We start from the raw sequence: 17,754 nt of genomic DNA on the forward strand, positions 1-17,754 counted from the left end.
CTATCTGTTCTTTGCATAGTGGGAATTGGTATTAGGAGAAGATTTAACTGGTCACCTCCTCTGTAAACCAAGAAACATATGGCATCATGTCTGTTTACCAATAATAGCTGAAGATAAGGAGATTATTTATTCAGTTAATAATCATATTCCAGAGCATGAACAGGAAATATACTCAAGAAAAGAAGGTCAATTGTTGTATTCCCTAACTGAAGGAAAAGAAGAAATTGAGATGATAAAAGCTGAACTTGGGAGTTATGGTTTTGCTGCTCAATACCAACAAAACCCTCTACCACTTTCAAGTGCTATAATTAAACGAGAGTGGTTGAAGCGCTATAAAAATTTTCCTGATAGCCTCTTGCATGTAACACAAAGTTGGGATACTGCAATTTCAACAAACAATACAAGTGACTTTAGTGTCTGCACTACCTGGACAAAAGTAGATAATACATTCTATTTACTCGATGTATATCGCGCAAAACTTGAATATCCAAAACTTAAAGAGAAAGTTCTGTCGCTGGCTGCAAGGTGGAAGCCACACGCAATTTTAATCGAAGCAAAAGCAAGCGGTCAGCAATTGGTTCAGGAGCTCAGGAAAAACAGTGATTTACCTATTATTCAAATAGTACCACATGATGACAAATTAACTCGATTTCACCGAATTGTCCCAATTATAGAATCTGAGCGGGTTTTTCTCCCTAACCAAGCAGTATGGCTTAGCGACTTTGAGTATGAGATTTTAATGTTTCCAGAAATCCGTCACGACGATCAAGTAGACAGTACCGTGCAATATCTTCAGTGGGTGAGAAATAATATTGCTAGAGTGGTAGCTATACGTTCATTGTAGCTTGAAAAGGTTCCTCGGAATTGTGTATAATTTTTTTAACTGAGTTTTATCCATTTTCTGAATGATATTTTAGGGTTTATTGAAATAAATACTACGCAAAAATTCTATCTCTGGGTGCTTAGATGAATATCTTTATATTAGACGAAAATCCTGTAACTGCAGCACAAATGTTATGCGATAAGCACATAGTAAAAATGCCGCTAGAAACTGCTCAATTGCTTAGCAGTGTTTTTTCAATAGCATTAAAAGAGCCAAATCCTTTAGTCAGCATTACAAACCAGAATATAGAAGTTCCATATAAACTTACTCACAAAAACCATCCTTGTTCTTTATGGGCTAGACAATCAAAAGGAAACTTTGATTGGTTAATAAAACATGGAAAAGAATTGTGTATAGAATATAGCTTGCGATACAAAAGAACGCATAAATCCGAAGAAGTTATAGATTGGTGCGATAATAACAAGGATTTGCTAATATTTCGATCAGCTGATATACAAGCTTTTACACAAGCGTTACCTGATCGATATAAATGTAATAACCCAATAGAAGCATATAGAGAATATTACCTAAAAGAAAAGATGAGATTTGCTAAGTGGGAAAAAGGTAGAGAAGCACCAGATTGGTTGCTAGACAAAATGCTATAGGTTATAAAATTATCCAAACCGATCATAAAAAAGGTAGAATTGAAGTTGCAAAAGCAATGCTGGCTGATAATGTTGATGTTTATCAAGTTTATTGATCTTTCTATTTGTGAGATTAAAGAATTCAGTAAACTGTTATTCCCAGTATATGGTAGGCTACTTGCACTATAGAGTGTCATGTACACATCTGTACTAACAAGCAGAGGTAAATCTAAGTCAGTTTAGATATAACATTTACTTTAAAAAACTTTATTTTACGCTGATATTCTAGCGCTTTTCTGTGGTATTTTGTTGGGGTATAATTTGCAAAACTATCTTCCTTATAGGTTAAAAAATTACACTGCTTTATATGTAACTCTATCCACTCTGCATAATCCTGATGATCAGTTGCAATAAATATTTCACCTGTGACAAGTATTTTTTTTGCTAATAAATTTAAAAATTCCGTATTAATTAACCGTCTTTTGTTGTGACTTCTTTTTGGCCATGGATCTGGAAAGAGAATAAAGAATTTTTCAACACTGTTGTCAGGAAAATTGGCAATTAATTCTCTTGCATCTTCTGTCCATATTAAAATATTTTTTATGCTGTGTGCTTCTATGCTTTTTAGCAAGGAAGAGACCCCCTTTAAATAAGGCTCACATCCTATAAATAATAGATCAGATTCATTGAATGCCTGATAGAGCATATTTTCACCATTACCGAAACCTATTTCTACTCGTATTCTTTTTTGTAAGTCTACGATCTTTTTTATAGATTCCTTGCTGTTTTTAATAGAATACTTCTCCAAAACATTCAACTTCAACCTAGATCTTCTGGAAAATGACCTAATCCAATTATTATTCCTAGATAACATATCTTACATAACTTAATCTTTTATAGCTTAAACAATTCTCGAAATGAATTAATGAGAATTTACTTGTCACTAATTATTAATATTATATAATATATGAGTTCTAATGAAGTTAAAATTAAAAGGTATGGAAAGTACAGTTGCTATCAAGAGGCTATCATCAAATAGGTTCATAGAAGAGATATTTCAAGATCAATTTGATAATCAAGACAATGACTTTTGTGAAGATTCTTTTGCTAACAAAATCAAAGAAGGAGATGTGGTAGAAGGTATAATCACAAGAAGAAATTCTAATGATATTGTGGTTGATGTTGGTTTAAAGTCAGACGGAAGAATTCTGATTAAGGAGCTCAGTTGTAATGATGATATCACTGTTGGCTCGAAAATTAGAGTTTATGTTGAAAGAATTGAAGATTACCATGGTAATGTTGTTCTTAGTCGTGAGAAAGCAATCAGAGACGAAAAATGGAATAAATTGGAAGAAAGCGCAATTACAAAAGATGAAGTAACAGGAATCATTAAACGCTCAATTAAATGCGGTTTTATTGTTGATCTTGGTGATGGAATAAGTGCGTTTTTACCTCTGAGTCATGTGGATTTGAAGCAAATAAAAGATGCTAATCACCTTATTGAAACTGAACAAAAATTCATCGTTCTTAAAATGGATAAGAAGCAGGGGAATATTGTAGTATCAAGAAAGCTGGTATTAGAGAAGTTGCATGCTGGTGAAAAAATTAAGTTTTTAGAATCTTTAAATGAAGGTGATGTAGTAGAAGGCAAAATAAAAAGCATCACTCACTACGGTGCATTTGTTGGCATTCATGAATCAGATACAGTGGGAGTTATAGATGGACTGCTACATATTACAGATATCTCTTGGAGTAATGTAAGTCATCCATCTGCAATTTTTTCTTGTGGTCAGCATATAAAAACTAAAATTATAAAAATAGATAGAGAAAATGGAAAAATCTCCCTGGGTGTAAAACAATTAGGAGACAATCCTTGGCAAGATCTAGAGTCAAAATGCCCAATTAACAGCGTACACAAAGGATGCGTAACGGGTATAAAAGATTGTGGATTCATTGTTGAGATTAAACCTGGGATTGCGGGTTTGGTACACTCATCAGAAATAACTTGGAGCAAGAGTAATTTACCAATTAGTAGTTTTGTAACAATAGGACAAAAAGTGGATGTAAAAATTCTCGGTATTGACATTATTAAAAATAAGATGAGTTTAAGCACAAAAAGGTGCGTAGAGAATCCTTGGCAAGTATTTATTGATAAATATCCTCTTGGTTCTATTGTTTCTGGTAAAGTTAAAAGCAACAATGGTTCACAAATATCTGTGACTTTTGATAATTCTGAGATATCTGAGGACGTAGAAGGAACAATTTATATGCAAAATCTAAGTTGGTCGAAAAACAATTCAGATGAGATAAAAAAGTATAATGTAGGTGATGAAATAGAAGCAAAAGTGATAAGGGCTAACGTAGATCGGACAAGAATTTATCTTGGAGTAAAACAAATAGAGTATGATCCTCTTGAAGAACTGATAGAGAAAGTTAAAGTAGGGGATAAAATTCAGGTTACTGTAAGTAAGAGAGAGGAAAATGGTCTAATCGTTGAAATTGAGAACAATGTAACCCTTTTAGTAGATCAAGAGCATTTACCAGAAAATAAAAAGTTTTCTATATCAGAAAAAATACAAGTTGAAGTAGTAGGTGTTGAAAAATATAATATAATATTATCTGCCAAATAACTTCTTGTGCTTCATATAAATGGCAACGAAATCTGATATAATAGCAAAAGTGGCAAAAAAAAACCTTTTGTTAGATAAGGTTATTATAGCAGCCATAGTTGATAGTTTTTTTCGAGTGTTTTCAAACACGTTAAAATATCATAATAGAGTTGAAATCAGGGGGTTTGGTTCTTTTTCAATTAGAAGCTATAACTTGAAAGAAGCAAGTAATTTGACGTCACAGAAGGTTGCAAAACATCAATACTTTAAAACTTATTTTCGTAGCAGTAAAAAGTTATCCCTCTTGATAAATGAATGAAAATCTATATTGTAAATTTGAAAGTTGTACAATATAGCATCATATGCAAGTAGTAGAAATAGTTATACATAATAACACATATAAAATATCTTGCGAAAGTAAAAAGAAGGACCATTTATTACAACTTGCTAATAGCTTCAACAAGCTAGTTAGCTCCATATCTCAAAGAACTGGAGGTAAGGGCTCAGATGCATTAAATTTCTTACTTGCAGCATTGACTCTCGAAGACAAAATTTTAGAATTAACAAAGCGATTAGACGAAATAAATCAAGAATGCAAAAAGTATAAGGAGGAAAAAAGAGTAGAATATGCTGAAGTATTAGATAGGGTAAACAAGATTATTGGGTGCATAAGTGATTAAAGGAAGCAATCAAATCGACTACCTCACTACTCAAATCAGGGGGGAGAAGTCTCTTACGAGTTATGTAACAATATAATTCGCAATCATCAAGATCAACTATTTTTTCGTATTCAATTAGTTCACTTAAGGAAAATTTATCAAGATATTTCAATGCAAAATGCCCTAAAAGTATATCAGTTTCTTTACAACCCCTATGCCAACTCCTATACATCAGTTTTCTTCTTAATAAGGAGATATCTATCATTGTCATTAAACTTTTTTTTAATTTAAAGACTAAACTAAATACTTGTCAAGCAAGGCGCATTTTAATATACTCAACGTTTGATTAAGATTTAAAACATAGGTGGAATTAATTTCTCATCAACTTAGCGCTGGAATATATTATTTTTTATCGTTTTCTTTAATAATTTCTATCATAGTATTCGTGCATGAATGTGGGCATTATATTGTCGCTAAAGCATGCAAGGTTAAAGTTGAATCTTTTTCTATAGGCTTTGGTCCTGAAATTTTTGGTTTTAACGACAAGTCTGGAACTAGATGGAAATTAAGTGCCTTTCCATTGGGTGGTTACGTTAAAATGTTAGGGGATACTAATGCAGCAAGCGTTCCTGTTGATCAACAAAAATTAACTGAAGAAGAAAAATTATACTCATTCCATACAAAACCTCGATATCAAAAAGCAGCAATAGTTTTTGCAGGGCCTTTTGCAAACATGATATTTACCGTTATAGCCTTCACAATATTTTTCAGCGTGGCAGGTTATTATCGTACTCCACCAGTAATTGGTAATGTAATTGAAGAAAGTGCAGCAAAGCAAGCTGGCCTATTACCAGGTGACACTATTACACAGATCAATGAGTACAAAATAAAATACTTTGAAGATATTTCACGCGTGATAATGTCCAACCCTGAAACAAGAATAGAAATTAAGTATAGCAGAAATAACGAAGAGTACAGAACTATTCTAACTCCGTTTACAGTTGAGGATAGAGATGTCTTTGGTAACATAATAGAAAGAAAAACTATAGGAATTACCTCAATTAATATGATAGGGTTAAAACAGTCATCTTTTCTTGGAGCTGCTAGCCTATCAGTGAATGAAACCTACCACACTATGTGTTTAACAATCAAAGCACTCTTTCAAATTGTTGTTGGTAAAAGGAGTATAAATGAAATAGGTGGGCCAATAAAAATTGCAAAATATTCAGGGCAATCAGCTAAAAAGGGACTTATTATGGTTCTATATTTTATGGCAATTATTTCAGCGAATTTAGCTGCAATTAACTTGCTGCCAATACCACTACTAGATGGTGGGCATTTATTTCATTATATTATAGAAGCAGTTATACGTAGAGATTTGAGTTTGAAATATCAAAAATATGCAGCCACTTTTGGTGCTACCATACTGTTTTTGTTGATGGCAGTTGCAATCACAAATGATATTAGGCATCTTTTTTAAGATACATATGAAAAAGTTATTTCACATACTAATAATAATATTTATTTCTTTTCCCACTCTACTTGTTGCTCTAGAAAATAAGGAAAAAGTACAGATAAAAAATATTAAGTATATTGGCAATGAGCGAGTAAGTGATCAAACAATAAGGTTTTATACAAAATTAGAACCAGGTAATCATATAAATGATGATGATGTAGATTCAGTTATAAAAGATTTATATAAAACAAAGTTATTTGCTAGTATTAACGCCTATATCGATGATGAAAAAAACTTAGTAGTAAAAATTCATGAGAATCCATTGATTAACAAAGTAATATTGAAAGGCAATAAGTTATTTAACAGTAAAGAGTTGCTAAATAACGTTATCCAGTCAAAATCACTAACTATTTTCACTGAAACAAAATTACAAAACGATTTAATAAATCTAGCTACTCTTTATAGGAACAGTGGTAAAATTGGTGTTAAAATTGCATATGAGCTAGATAAGCTTGGTAGCAATAGGATAAACCTAATTTTTAAGATAAAAGAAGGAAGAACTTCTAAAATTAAGGGTTTACGATTTATAGGTAATAAAAACTTTTCAGCAAATGAGTTAGAGCAAGTTATCAAAAGGCATAGCAATGATATATTTAGTAAGTTATTTAGAGCCATTTTTAAAAGCGGAACTCATTATTCACCTCAATATCTACTGATTAACACAGAACTGCTTGATCGCTTCTATTCATCTAAGGGATATATTCAAAATAATATCCAACCAATTGTTGAGGTTGATAATAATAACCAAATAGAGTTAACTTTTTTGATTGATGAAAAGCAGCAATACTTATTTGGAAATAATGAAGTTGATATTGAAACTGAGATTCAGGATTTAAGTTTAAGGGAAGAAATATTAGAATTTATCAAAGAGGAAAATAATCAAATATTTAATAGAGTTAAAATTAACAATACAGCAGAAAAAATAAGTAAACATTTAAGCGAAAAAGGATATATATTTGCAAAAGTTAATCCAGAATATACACAACATAACAATATTGTGGATGTAACTTACAAAGTGCTACCAGGTAAAAAGATTTATATAAACCAAATTACTATTGATGGCAATGACCGCACTTTAGATAAAGTAATTAGAAGAAAACTTAGCATGGCAGAAGGTGACGCATATAACACATCTGAGATCCAAAAATCACGTAGAAAATTGATATATAGTGATTTCTTTGAAACAGTAAAAATAAATAGTTATACAGTGGATGACAATGCAGTGAATCTTGATTTAAATGTTAAAGAAAAAAGAACTGCCTCGTTATCTTTAACAGGTGGTATGTCTCTTCCTGGTGGAGTATTTGTTAAAACCGATTTCACAGATCGTAATTTATTTGGTAGTGGTAAAGAAGTATCTTTTGCTCTTGAAAAAAGTCAATATGTTCTTTCTACTAGTATAGACGCTGTTGAAAATAATTTTAACGACTCTGATACTTCACTAGGCATGGGTGTTTTTTATGAAAAACAAGACAAACCAAACACTACTTTCGATACCTGCAACTGGGGAGGAATAGCAAAAGTATCATATAAAATCTCAGAAAATCTAACCAATTCCTTTCAATATTCTTATAAGTATAATCACATACACATGGACAATAAGGGTGGAAAAGATGAGGATATCTCTGAGATAATAAGAGATCAAGAAGGTGAGTATCAGGTTTCATCAGTGGGATATACGTTATCATACAATAAACTGGATAACCTCTATACTCCTAAAGAGGGATATTTATTGCGCTTAAATCAGGATATTTCAGGATTGGGAGGAAATGTAAATTTCCTAAAATCTGAATTCTTATCTTTTTATACACATCCTATATTAAGCAAAATTGATGATGATATAACACTGCGCTTTAAAGTAGCAGCAGGTCATATTTTTTCTTATACCGATGAAGATCTAAACATTGGCCAGCACTTTTTTAAAGGGGGTAATGAGATTAGAGGATTTGACCTTTCCGGCATTGGACCAAGAGCAGAAGACAAAAATCAAAGCTCATTGGGAGGCAAAACTTATTTTAATTTAACACAGCAAGTAGATTTTCCACTATCTAAATTATACGACTATGCTGGTATCAAAGGCTCACTATTTGTTGACTATGCAACACTTTTTGGTTTAGATGAAAAGAAGAGATATAGTGGGAAATATTACGATAGTAAGCTTATAAGAGTATCACCAGGTTTTGGCTTTTCAATGCCTTCTCCTTTTGGTAGAATTAGATTAGATTTTGGGTTTCCTTTAGTAAAGGAAGCTTATGACATAATACCATCGACAAACGTTAAAATTTCTATTGAAGCGGGGATTTAAATGAAATATATACAGTTATTTACATCAGTTATTGCCTTAATTATTTCCTTATTTGTGGGGTATAAGTTTGTAGGGTATCAACCTCAGAGCACGCTTAATACAAAGGCTGCCATTATTGATAGTGATAAGGTTATCAATGAATCTCTGGCTCTGCAAAATATACAACAACAAATAAAGGAGCAGAATTCTAGATTACAGAAGGAATTTGAAAATGAGTTAGAAAAATTTAAGCCATCGAAAGAAGAATTTGACCTTTTGTCAGAAGAAGCAAAAAAAGAAAAGACAGAACAATTTAGTAAGCATACTGTAAGTGTTAGGGATAATTACGCTAAGAAAATGTCACATTTAGAAGAAAATTATAGAGAAGCAGTAGAAAGTGTCTTTAACAAGATAAAAGAAGTTGCTAAAAGAACAGCAGAAAAAAACAACATAGATTTGGTACTATTTATTTCAAAAAAGAATCAAGTTTTATACTCTATGGATGAAGTAGATTTATCGGATGTAGTATTAAAAAATGTAAACAAGGAAATACCCGAATTTGCTTTGCAAAACATTGAATAGACTTATGCAATGTAATATCAATGATATTATAAAAATACTACCACATTCTTATCCTTTTCTCTTAGTAGATAGGGTCATAGAATGCGATCCTGGTATGAGTATAAAAGCAATTAAAAACGTGACTTTCAACGAGCAATTTTTTATTGGTCATTTTCCTGGCCATCCGATAATGCCAGGAGTTTTGATAATTGAGTCTTTAGCTCAAGCATCTGCTATATGTGTTCTCGGTAAAAAAACAGTAGAAAATAAAGTTGTATACTTTATGTCCATTGAAAACGCAAAATTCAGAAAGCCAGTCACTCCAGGAGATACCTTAATTCTTCAATCTAACTTTGAAGGTTTGCGTTTAGGTGTATACAAATTTAAGTGTGTTGCATCTGTTGGAAAAGAAGAGGTTGCAGGAGCAACAATCTTAGCAAAACTGCAAGATAAATAAAATCTTCATCTATAAGAAACAGTATGTACACTGTATAGTATAAAGATGCAACTGAATTTCAAAGTCTCATTTTCAAACTTATACACTCGTAATGAATTAATAAAGTTAGATAAGGCGTTTTTGGATTACATAAAATCGTGCGATGAAAGCTTGTTTTATTCATTAGTTGAAGCAAGAGAAAAAGCAGCTTCTTCTTCGATGTCATCCCAGTGTTCATCCCAGTGCTTGACACTGGGATCCAGAAAACAAGAAGGATGGATTCCAGCTTGGATGAAAGATGGTTGTAATAGCCAGTTAATAATGGATCTCTCACATTTACTTGATGAATTTATTGCAAAATTTTTCAATATTGAAAAAGAAGTAGAAGAGTTAAAGGAAAAACACAATGACTTTGCTGTAATATACAGATGCAAAAGATTATTTGTTCAGCGTTATGCATTGAAGAAATACACTGATGTAGCAAATATTGATTATGTCACTAACAAATTAAATAGTTTCATTACTTTACCGACAACAGAAAAAAACTTTTCTGAGCAGGTAATGAGTTGGCTTGAAAATAAAGAGGATCACAAAGAAGAAATAGAACTTGCGGCTCAATATGCAGTTTGGAGAGTAAAAAATAAACAGAGTATACTATTTAGCATACATAAGAAAATTGATTACGAAAATCTCGTATCATTCTTGAAAAAAGAAGTAGACGAGGTTGAGGTTCTGTATTCAAATGAGGTGAAAAGAAGATATGGTTTTGATCTAACAAGCAAAAAGGTGAGTTTGAATAAAGCACTAGATAATGCTCACTACTGCATATTTTGTCATAAGCAAAGTAAGGACAGCTGCTCAAAGGGGCTAATCAATGATGACAACACTTTCAAAAAGTCTCCACTTAGAGTTGAGCTGCACGGCTGCCCACTAGAGCAGAAAATATCAGAAATGAATTTGGTAAAAAGCGAAGGATATAGCATAGCAAGTCTTGCAATTGTGATGATAGATAACCCATTATGTGCAGCTACTGGGAATAGAATATGCAATGATTGCATAAACTCATGCATATATCAGAAACAAGAGCCTGTAAATGTGCCAGTGGTTGAAACAAGGATTTTGGACGACGTACTCAATTTGCCGTACGGATTTGAAATATATTCTCTGCTTAGCCGTTGGAATCCTTTAAATTTTCAGCGTCCATTGCCAAAAGAAAATACTGGAAAAAACGTTCTAGTTGTAGGACTTGGTCCTGCGGGTTTTAATTTAGCTCATCATTTATTAAACGATGGGCATAACGTTATCGCCATTGATGGACTAAAGATTGAACCTTTGATCGATAATTTTCAGCTAATTAAAGATTTCAAACACGAAAAATTGAGTGAACGCATGGCAGATGGGTTTGGTGGGGTGGCAGAATATGGCATTACTTCCCGATGGGATAAAAATTACTTAAAGATTATTAGATTACTACTGGAAAGGCGTGAGAATTTCGCACTTTATGGAGGCATTCGTTTTGATGGCACGATTAATGTTGATGATGCCTTCAACTTGGGTTTTGATCACATCGCACTAGCACTTGGCTCTGGCAAGCCACGAATGATCAAAATAAAGAATATGCTGGCTCGCGGAGTGCGCATGGCATCTGATTTTCTGATGTCATTACAACTTACCGGTGCTCTTAAGTTCGACTCCATAGCAAATCTGCAAGTTCGCATGCCGATAGTTGTCATAGGTGCAGGACTCACTGCAATTGATACTGCCACTGAAGCTTTAGCATATTATCCAATTCAAGTAGAAAAATTTCTTCTTCGTTATGAGATATTAGTTGATAAGTATGGAAAGAAATATGTTGAAAAAGATTGGACGGAAGAAGAATATGAAATTGCAAATGAGCTTATATCGCACGCAAAATTGATCCAAGCAGAGCAAGAGTTAGCAAAAAAAGAGAATAGAGAAGCAAAAATATTGGAACTAACTAAGAGCTTCGGGGGAGTGAAAATTATATACAGAAAAGAGCTAAAAGATTCACCGAGCTATCGATTAAATAGCGAAGAGGTGCAAAATGCATTGTCAGAAGGAATCTACTTCATTGAAAACTTAGAGCCTATTGAAATTGTTACAGACAAATATAATCATGCTGAGTTGATAAAACTGATTGATACAAAATCCCACGAAATTAAATGTATCAAAGCACGCTCTATTCTCATAGCAGCAGGCACTGAACCAAACACGGCTATTGCAACAGAAGATAAAAAGCATTTTCAACTAAGTAATGGATATTTTATTCATTTAAACTCATTAGGAAAAGAAATAGATCCAGTATTTTCTCCTAAGATGCAGGATAAAGACAGGATATTGGTATATAAGCAAGACAATAAAACAATTAGCTTTTTTGGTGATCTTCACCCTTCGTATAGCGGCAGCGTCGTGAAAGCTATGGCAAGTGCTAAGAACGGCTACCCTATCATTTCTCAGCTTTTGAATAGAGTTAGCTTCATTTCTCCCACTCCAGCTAGAATCTCGGAGTCATATGCACACTTGTATGAATGTTGTAATGTAAGAGTAACTTTCACCAAAAAAGATGTCATTCCAGTGCCCAGACACTGGGATCCAGAAAACTTAATTTTGAATGAGTACATCAGATGGTTGTATAGTCAGAACTGGATTCCAGTGTCAGCTACTTGCATAACACCACCTACTATGCGAATTACCTACAAATTGCAGCATTTGTACACTAAAGCGTCACGCGCTGGAATAATATCAGAACACCTGGCTAACGAAAAATTTTTTAATAGAATCAAAGAGCAATTCACCGCAAAGATTATAAAAATTCAATATTTAACTGACAAAGTTGTGGAAATAGTGATCAAAGCACCACTTGCGGCAAAAAATTTTAAACCCGGACAATTCTTTAGGTTGCAAAATTTTGCAATCAATAGCAGAAAAGTCAATAATACAACCCTTGCTATGGAAGGTATAGCTGTAACCGGCACTGAAGTAGACAAAAAAAAAGGAATTATTTCCACTATTGTGCTTGAAACTGGCGGTTCCACTAATTTATGTAAATGTTTTAAAGAAGGTGAACAAGTAATTCTTATGGGTCCAACTGGCAGCCCTACTGAGGTTTACTAAGTCTGGATATTAAAGTGATGCCAAATTTTATTTCAAAAAGTAAATAATTTACTAACGCTCGTGCACAAATTAAAAATAAATTATGCACGAGTGTAGCACTGTGAATTAGGAGTGCTATATTAAAGCTTACCTCACTATTAAAGCTATCGGTCAGATTAGATTAAAAACCTAATCTGACCGGTTTCTCTATAACCTTCTAAACCCTGATATAATTATATGGTAATTAGCTTAACTAGTGGTTAATATGCAAATTGATTTTATTTGTATGTTGAGGTAGCATAAACCATACTGTTTTACATCATTGTGCAACTTTATAAATTTTTATTGCTATTTCTGTTGACTACATTAATAGTGATAGTCCTAATATTACCTGAAAATTTAGGTACTACACTGAATTGCTCTCATCCAGTTCTAAATTTTGATTTATCTTTTCGTATCGTACTAATATCTTTTTTATCAGTTGCATTTTTAGCTGTTCTACCAACACAAAATTTGACTTTTTCAGAGATGCTATCTTTTTTTGCTTATACTACCTGCTCACTCTGTGCAATTTTATCCAAGCAGATAATGTTGGTTATAATATTCTTTGAATTAATGACCATCAGTGCATTTTTTATTATCGCAGCTAGCTGTAGAGATAGTGGATCTGCAATAAGGTACGCTTGTGTACACTTTTTGGTTGGAGTTATATTGACAGCAGGATTGGCACTTCAAAGCACTAACCTGATAATTTTGGGTTTATTGATAAACTGCGCTTGTTTTCCTTTTTCGTTTTGGGTTGTTGATGCATATCCTGCTGCATCACTACATGGCACTACATATCTCTCTTTATTTACCACTAAAGTCTCTTTTTTAGTGATGCTTTTACACACTTACACCCTATGGCAAGATTGTACTGAAATATTAGCACTTGTAGGCGCCATCACTGTAATTTACAGCATTATATTTGCTTTTCTTGAGCAAAATATTCGTAGATTTCTATGCTATAATGTTGTAGGACAAATGGGCTTGCTGATTATTGCAGGAGGTTTACTCAGCCCTTCGGAAAAGGCAATACCAATTTTGATGCTACACATAATTTTCTCTCTTGTTTATCAATCATTATTGTTTGTGGTTAGCAATGCGATTATTTCGCGGACAAAAACAATTAGTTTTAATGGAGTGGGTAAATTGATGTCAGTCGAAGGCATGTGTGCTATAATTGCGATATTCACAGTGGCTGCATTTCCTGGAACCGTTGGATTTATTAGCAAATCATACATTACAGCCGAGATTGAAGCAAGTGGTGCTAATTTAGAAGTGTATAAAAATTTATACAAGATTCTAAATTTACTGCTTTATTTAAGCGTGGGGCTCAAGTTTTTCTATTACATATTTATCGCTAAAAGCAAGTCCAAACCTTCAGAAGGGAAAGAAGGTAGAATAACAATGATTATTTTAGCATTCATATGTATAATTGCTGGCAACCCTTACTTGCCTATTTACAATAACCCTTCGATTTTCGATTTTGTGTACAACACAAAAAATATTTTGTCGCAATTTAATTTGTTATTATGTACCACTTTATTGTTTATTCCTTTACGCAAGTTATTTTACCCAAGAATAAATTTTAAAATGGATATTGATTGGATTTTTAGAGCTTTCGTACCCTATATTGTCTTGCTGTTCAATCAATTGGTCTTTAAAGTGAGAGAAATGTCTGCCAACGTACTGCAAAACTTGACTAATTCACTTACTAATTTATACTTTAATAATATTACTAAACTTAAAGAAGTGCTAAGTTATAACTCAGTGAGTTTTGTTTCAGCTTCTTCTCTCTTTTTAATGAGTATTCTACTAATGCTATTATGTTTAAATCGTTAACTGAAAGTTTAAATTCTGTATTTAGTAAACTGAGAGGAAAGTCGATCATTTCTGAAGATGATTTTAATCTTGCCATGCGTGAAATACGTATAGCTTTAATTGAAGCTGACGTTTCACTTGAAGTTGCAAAAAAATTCATCAACGACATTAAAGATAAAGTGATTGGGGAAAAAGTCATAAAAAGTGTTTCTCCAGCACAAATGATAATTAAAATTGTGCAGGATAATTTAGTTGCAGTTCTCGGATCAGAGAAAAGTGACTTAAATCTAGCAGTTAAACCCCCTGCTGTGATTATGATGGTGGGCTTACAAGGTGCAGGTAAAACAACTACCTCAGGAAAGCTTGCTTTCAAGCTAAAAAAGCAAAAGAAAAAAGTGATGCTTGCCTCTTTAGACATTTATAGGCCGGCTGCCCAGAAACAACTTGAGGTGCTAGGTAAACAGATAGACGTACAAACTTTATCTATAGTAATAAATGAGGAGCCTATTGCAATTACAAAAAGGGCACTGGCAGCAGCAAAGAACGATAATTATGATGTATTAATACTAGACACCGCAGGCAGGCTTCATATTGACAATAATATGATGAATGAGTTGAAAGCCGTAAAGGAAATAGCTTCACCTGCAGAAGTTATTTTAGTAGCCGACGCAATGATAGGCCAGGATGCGGTCAACATTGCCAAATCATTCAATGAGGTAATAGGTGTAACCGGCATTATTCTCACCCGTGTTGATGGTGATGCACGTGGTGGTGCTGCTCTTTCTATGAAAATGATCACCGATTGTCCAATTAAATTTATTGCTTGTGGTGAAAAATTAAGTGATCTCGATGATTTTTATCCCGATAGAATTGCAAAAAGGATACTTAGCATGGGTGATGTTGTATCATTGGTTGAAAAAGCTGCTGAGATTGTTGGTCAGGAAGAAATTGATAAGTTACAAAAGAAAGTAAAAAAGGGTAAATTCGACCTAAACGACCTAGTGGGAATGTTAAAGACTCTGAGTAAAATGGATGGCATTAGCAACATAATGAAATTCATTCCTAGTTCATTCACAAAAAAGCTAAGTAGCAGTGTGCCCGATGACAATAAAGTGAAAAAATATATAGCCATCATAAACTCAATGACCGAAAAAGAAAGGCAAAATCCAGATATTTTAAATGGCAAAAGAAGACTTAGAATTTCTAAGGGGTCCGGAACAAGTGTAACTGACGTTAATCTTCTAATTAAGCAGTATAATCAAATGAGCTCTATGGTGAATAAGTTCAGTAAAATTGACCATAGTAAACTCAAAGAATCTGATTTGATGGATATGCTAAGCAGAAAGTAAGTCAGCAGGTAGTGGAATGAAATAAAATCATCAGTTGTAATTGCTGTTGAATAGTAAAGTATATTATTTTAGCGTGAAGTAATAAATTCAATAAATTTCTTCAGTTGGAATTGGCATGATAATCAAAATTGATACAAGTTACTTTATCTATATTTAATGCGCTGTTTTATAGCTAACACACTATACCACCGTAGCACTACACTAGTAACAGACCGAAGGTTATCGATATCTCAAGTTAGGCTAGTTACAGCATCCATAATATCGTTTGTAAACCTGTAGCTATATACAATAAATGAACTTTTTTATATATTCGTTGTTAGTATTTTGTATTTCCTGAACAGTTCCGTGAGAAATGATCTCCCCTTCATATAATACTGCTATTTTGTCAGCTATTTTAAATGCACTATGAATATCATGTGTAATCGTGATAATTGTAGGACGAAGATCTTGAGATAATTTTATTATTATCTCGTTTACTACATCTGACATGATTGGGTCTAATCCTGAAGTTGGCTCATCCAATACAATAATTTCTGGGTTGTGTGCAATTGCTCTTGCAAGTGCCACTCTTTTCTTCATTCCACCTGATAGTTCTACTGGAAACATTTCTGCTATGTTTTCTTCCAGCCCAACATCATTTAACTTCTCAATTGCTAGGCGTTTTGCCTCCTTTATGCTGATATTAAAGCGTTTTTTATAATTAAAAGATATATTTTCCCACACTGTAACGTAGTCAAACAAAGCGGAATTTTGAAATAAGACTCCAAATTTATTTTTGCTTTTACTATTTATTTTAATAGACCCTGAGTCTGGTGTCAGTAATCCAATAATTATTTTTGTTAATACAGATTTACCACTTCCTGAGCCGCCAAGTATGACTAATGATTCTCCTTTCGATATATTGAAAGTTATGTTGTTTAATATCGTTCTATCATCAAAGGATAAGCTTATATTCAATATTGATATTATGGGGCTATGCATGTATTAAAGTAATTAAGTAATTTGCTAAAATTATCAATATAGAGGATATAACAACAGTTGATGTTGTTGCAATACCTACTCCTCGTGCACCTTCCCTACAATGGTAACCGTAATAACAACTTGAAACAGAAATTATGGCTCCAAAAGCAGTCGCTTTCATTAGCCCAACAATAAAATCGTACATATTAAAGAATTGAGCTGTATATTTTATGTATATATTTAAATTGTGGTTAAATTCAAAGACTGCGGTGACATACCCTCCAAATATTCCTATTAGATCTGCACATACTGTAAGTATTGGAAATACTATAACTGACGCTAGAATTCTTGGTACAATTAAATATTTGAAAGGATTGATGTCCAAAGTTGTAAGTGCATCTATTTGTTCAGTGATGCGCATCGTGCCAATTTCTGCTGCAATTGAGGACCCAACCTTTCCTACCATTATTAAGCTGATCAAAACTGGCCCTAACTCTTTAATGATAGTGATCGTAACAAGTTTAGGTACTACTTGTTCTTGATTAATCAATATACCACTTAAGCTACTCTGTAAAACTATCACTGCTCCTATAAAAACTCCAGTGAGCCCAACAATTGGCAAAGAGAAAAAGCCTATCTCTATAATTTGTCTTGCCACATTGCTAAAATAATATGGAGGAATAAAGCAGTGGTATAGAGATTGAATAAAAAATACAAATGCGTTACCAATCCTCAACAGAAAGTTCATAAAGCATCTACCGATTATTCTAACGCTGTCTATATTAAAGGAACTCACTTTACATTTATCTTAGCTAAAATTAGTTTTACTGATTTTATTAAAATTTTTATTAACTTCGCCAGAGTATAGTCAAGATATGTCTTAAGTTCAATATACTTTGATCAAAATGCTTGAGTTTAAGTTTATAAGACTGAATT

General features: G+C 33.0%; 15 protein-coding genes and 1 pseudogene. 12 read left to right on the plus strand and 4 right to left on the minus strand.

Going from position 1 to position 17,754, the window contains the following annotated elements; all coding sequences use genetic code 11:
• Window positions 1-37: 37 nt before the first annotated feature.
• Both terL and OPR35_RS06080 read left to right on the plus strand, forming a co-directional pair.
• Window positions 38-844: pseudogene (gene terL, locus OPR35_RS06075) on the plus strand (phage terminase large subunit); the annotation flags it as partial.
• 122 nt (window positions 845-966) lie between these two features.
• Entirely contained in the window at window positions 967-1,488 is a 522-nt protein-coding gene (locus OPR35_RS06080; RefSeq protein WP_007302421.1) for a pyrimidine dimer DNA glycosylase/endonuclease V, read from the plus strand.
• A 208-nt stretch (window positions 1,489-1,696) separates the two neighbouring features.
• Here the strand turns inward: OPR35_RS06080 and trmB are convergent, their stop codons facing one another.
• Entirely contained in the window at window positions 1,697-2,341 is a 645-nt protein-coding gene (gene trmB / locus OPR35_RS06085) for a tRNA (guanosine(46)-N7)-methyltransferase TrmB (protein WP_265024803.1), read from the minus strand.
• 103 nt (window positions 2,342-2,444) lie between these two features.
• On the opposite strand from trmB, the gene OPR35_RS06090 reads away from it, so the two are divergent.
• Genes OPR35_RS06090 through OPR35_RS06100 form a run of 3 tightly spaced genes read left to right on the plus strand, consistent with a single transcriptional unit; the run spans window position 2,445 to window position 4,756 of the window.
• On the plus strand, window positions 2,445-4,097 hold the full coding sequence (locus OPR35_RS06090) for a 30S ribosomal protein S1 (RefSeq protein WP_265024804.1): 1,653 nt from the start codon (window positions 2,445-2,447) through the stop codon (window positions 4,095-4,097).
• Between the two features lie 19 nt (window positions 4,098-4,116).
• Entirely contained in the window at window positions 4,117-4,395 is a 279-nt protein-coding gene (locus tag OPR35_RS06095; RefSeq protein WP_007302418.1) for an HU family DNA-binding protein, read from the plus strand.
• Between the two features lie 43 nt (window positions 4,396-4,438).
• Window positions 4,439-4,756, plus strand: a complete 318-nt coding sequence (locus OPR35_RS06100; protein WP_007302417.1) for a cell division protein ZapA — start codon at window positions 4,439-4,441, stop codon at window positions 4,754-4,756.
• Here the strand turns inward: OPR35_RS06100 and OPR35_RS06105 are convergent.
• Window positions 4,734-5,000, minus strand: coding sequence for a succinate dehydrogenase assembly factor 2 (locus tag OPR35_RS06105; RefSeq protein WP_019236875.1), 267 nt, complete (start codon window positions 4,998-5,000; stop codon window positions 4,734-4,736). The two genes, OPR35_RS06100 and OPR35_RS06105, sit on opposite strands and share 23 nt — an antisense overlap.
• Window positions 5,001-5,099: 99 nt before the next feature.
• Here OPR35_RS06105 and rseP point away from each other — a divergent pair, with 99 nt between their 5' ends.
• The 7 genes from rseP to ffh all read left to right on the plus strand — a co-directional run bounded on the left by rseP (window position 5,100) and on the right by ffh (window position 15,858).
• Window positions 5,100-6,215 carry an RIP metalloprotease RseP gene (gene rseP, locus OPR35_RS06110; protein WP_007302416.1) on the plus strand — a complete coding sequence of 372 codons (1,116 nt, stop codon included), beginning with the start codon at window positions 5,100-5,102 and terminating at the stop codon, window positions 6,213-6,215.
• A gap of 7 nt (window positions 6,216-6,222) precedes the next feature.
• The gene (gene bamA, locus OPR35_RS06115; RefSeq protein ID WP_052265000.1) at window positions 6,223-8,556 is read left to right on the plus strand and encodes an outer membrane protein assembly factor BamA; all 2,334 of its coding nucleotides are present in this window, start codon (window positions 6,223-6,225) and stop codon (window positions 8,554-8,556) included.
• The gene (locus OPR35_RS06120; RefSeq protein ID WP_007302414.1) at window positions 8,557-9,117 is read left to right on the plus strand and encodes an OmpH family outer membrane protein; all 561 of its coding nucleotides are present in this window, start codon (window positions 8,557-8,559) and stop codon (window positions 9,115-9,117) included.
• A gap of 4 nt (window positions 9,118-9,121) precedes the next feature.
• The gene (fabZ, locus tag OPR35_RS06125; protein WP_006014455.1) at window positions 9,122-9,553 is read left to right on the plus strand and encodes a 3-hydroxyacyl-ACP dehydratase FabZ; all 432 of its coding nucleotides are present in this window, start codon (window positions 9,122-9,124) and stop codon (window positions 9,551-9,553) included.
• 45 nt (window positions 9,554-9,598) lie between these two features.
• A complete protein-coding gene (locus OPR35_RS06130) occupies window positions 9,599-12,667 on the plus strand; it encodes a WPE palindromic element domain-containing protein (RefSeq protein WP_262986222.1) in 3,069 nt (1,022 codons plus the stop codon).
• A gap of 303 nt (window positions 12,668-12,970) precedes the next feature.
• Window positions 12,971-14,530, plus strand: coding sequence for a proton-conducting transporter transmembrane domain-containing protein (locus OPR35_RS06135; RefSeq protein WP_265024805.1), 1,560 nt, complete (start codon window positions 12,971-12,973; stop codon window positions 14,528-14,530).
• The gene (ffh, locus tag OPR35_RS06140; protein ID WP_265024806.1) at window positions 14,515-15,858 is read left to right on the plus strand and encodes a signal recognition particle protein; all 1,344 of its coding nucleotides are present in this window, start codon (window positions 14,515-14,517) and stop codon (window positions 15,856-15,858) included. The genes OPR35_RS06135 and ffh overlap by 16 nt, the downstream gene beginning before the upstream one ends.
• Before the next feature lie 279 nt (window positions 15,859-16,137).
• Here the strand turns inward: ffh and OPR35_RS06145 are convergent, their stop codons facing one another.
• Window positions 16,138-16,839, minus strand: a complete 702-nt coding sequence (locus OPR35_RS06145) for an ABC transporter ATP-binding protein (protein WP_012481975.1) — start codon at window positions 16,837-16,839, stop codon at window positions 16,138-16,140.
• Window positions 16,832-17,614: an MlaE family ABC transporter permease gene (locus OPR35_RS06150; RefSeq protein ID WP_012481974.1), complete on the minus strand. Its 783-nt coding sequence runs from the start codon at window positions 17,612-17,614 to the stop codon at window positions 16,832-16,834. The genes OPR35_RS06145 and OPR35_RS06150 overlap by 8 nt, the downstream gene beginning before the upstream one ends.
• Window positions 17,615-17,754: the final 140 nt, after the last annotated feature.

The sequence above is a fragment of the Wolbachia endosymbiont (group B) of Protocalliphora azurea genome, assembly GCF_947251865.1.
Classification (GTDB): Bacteria; Pseudomonadota; Alphaproteobacteria; order Rickettsiales; family Anaplasmataceae; genus Wolbachia.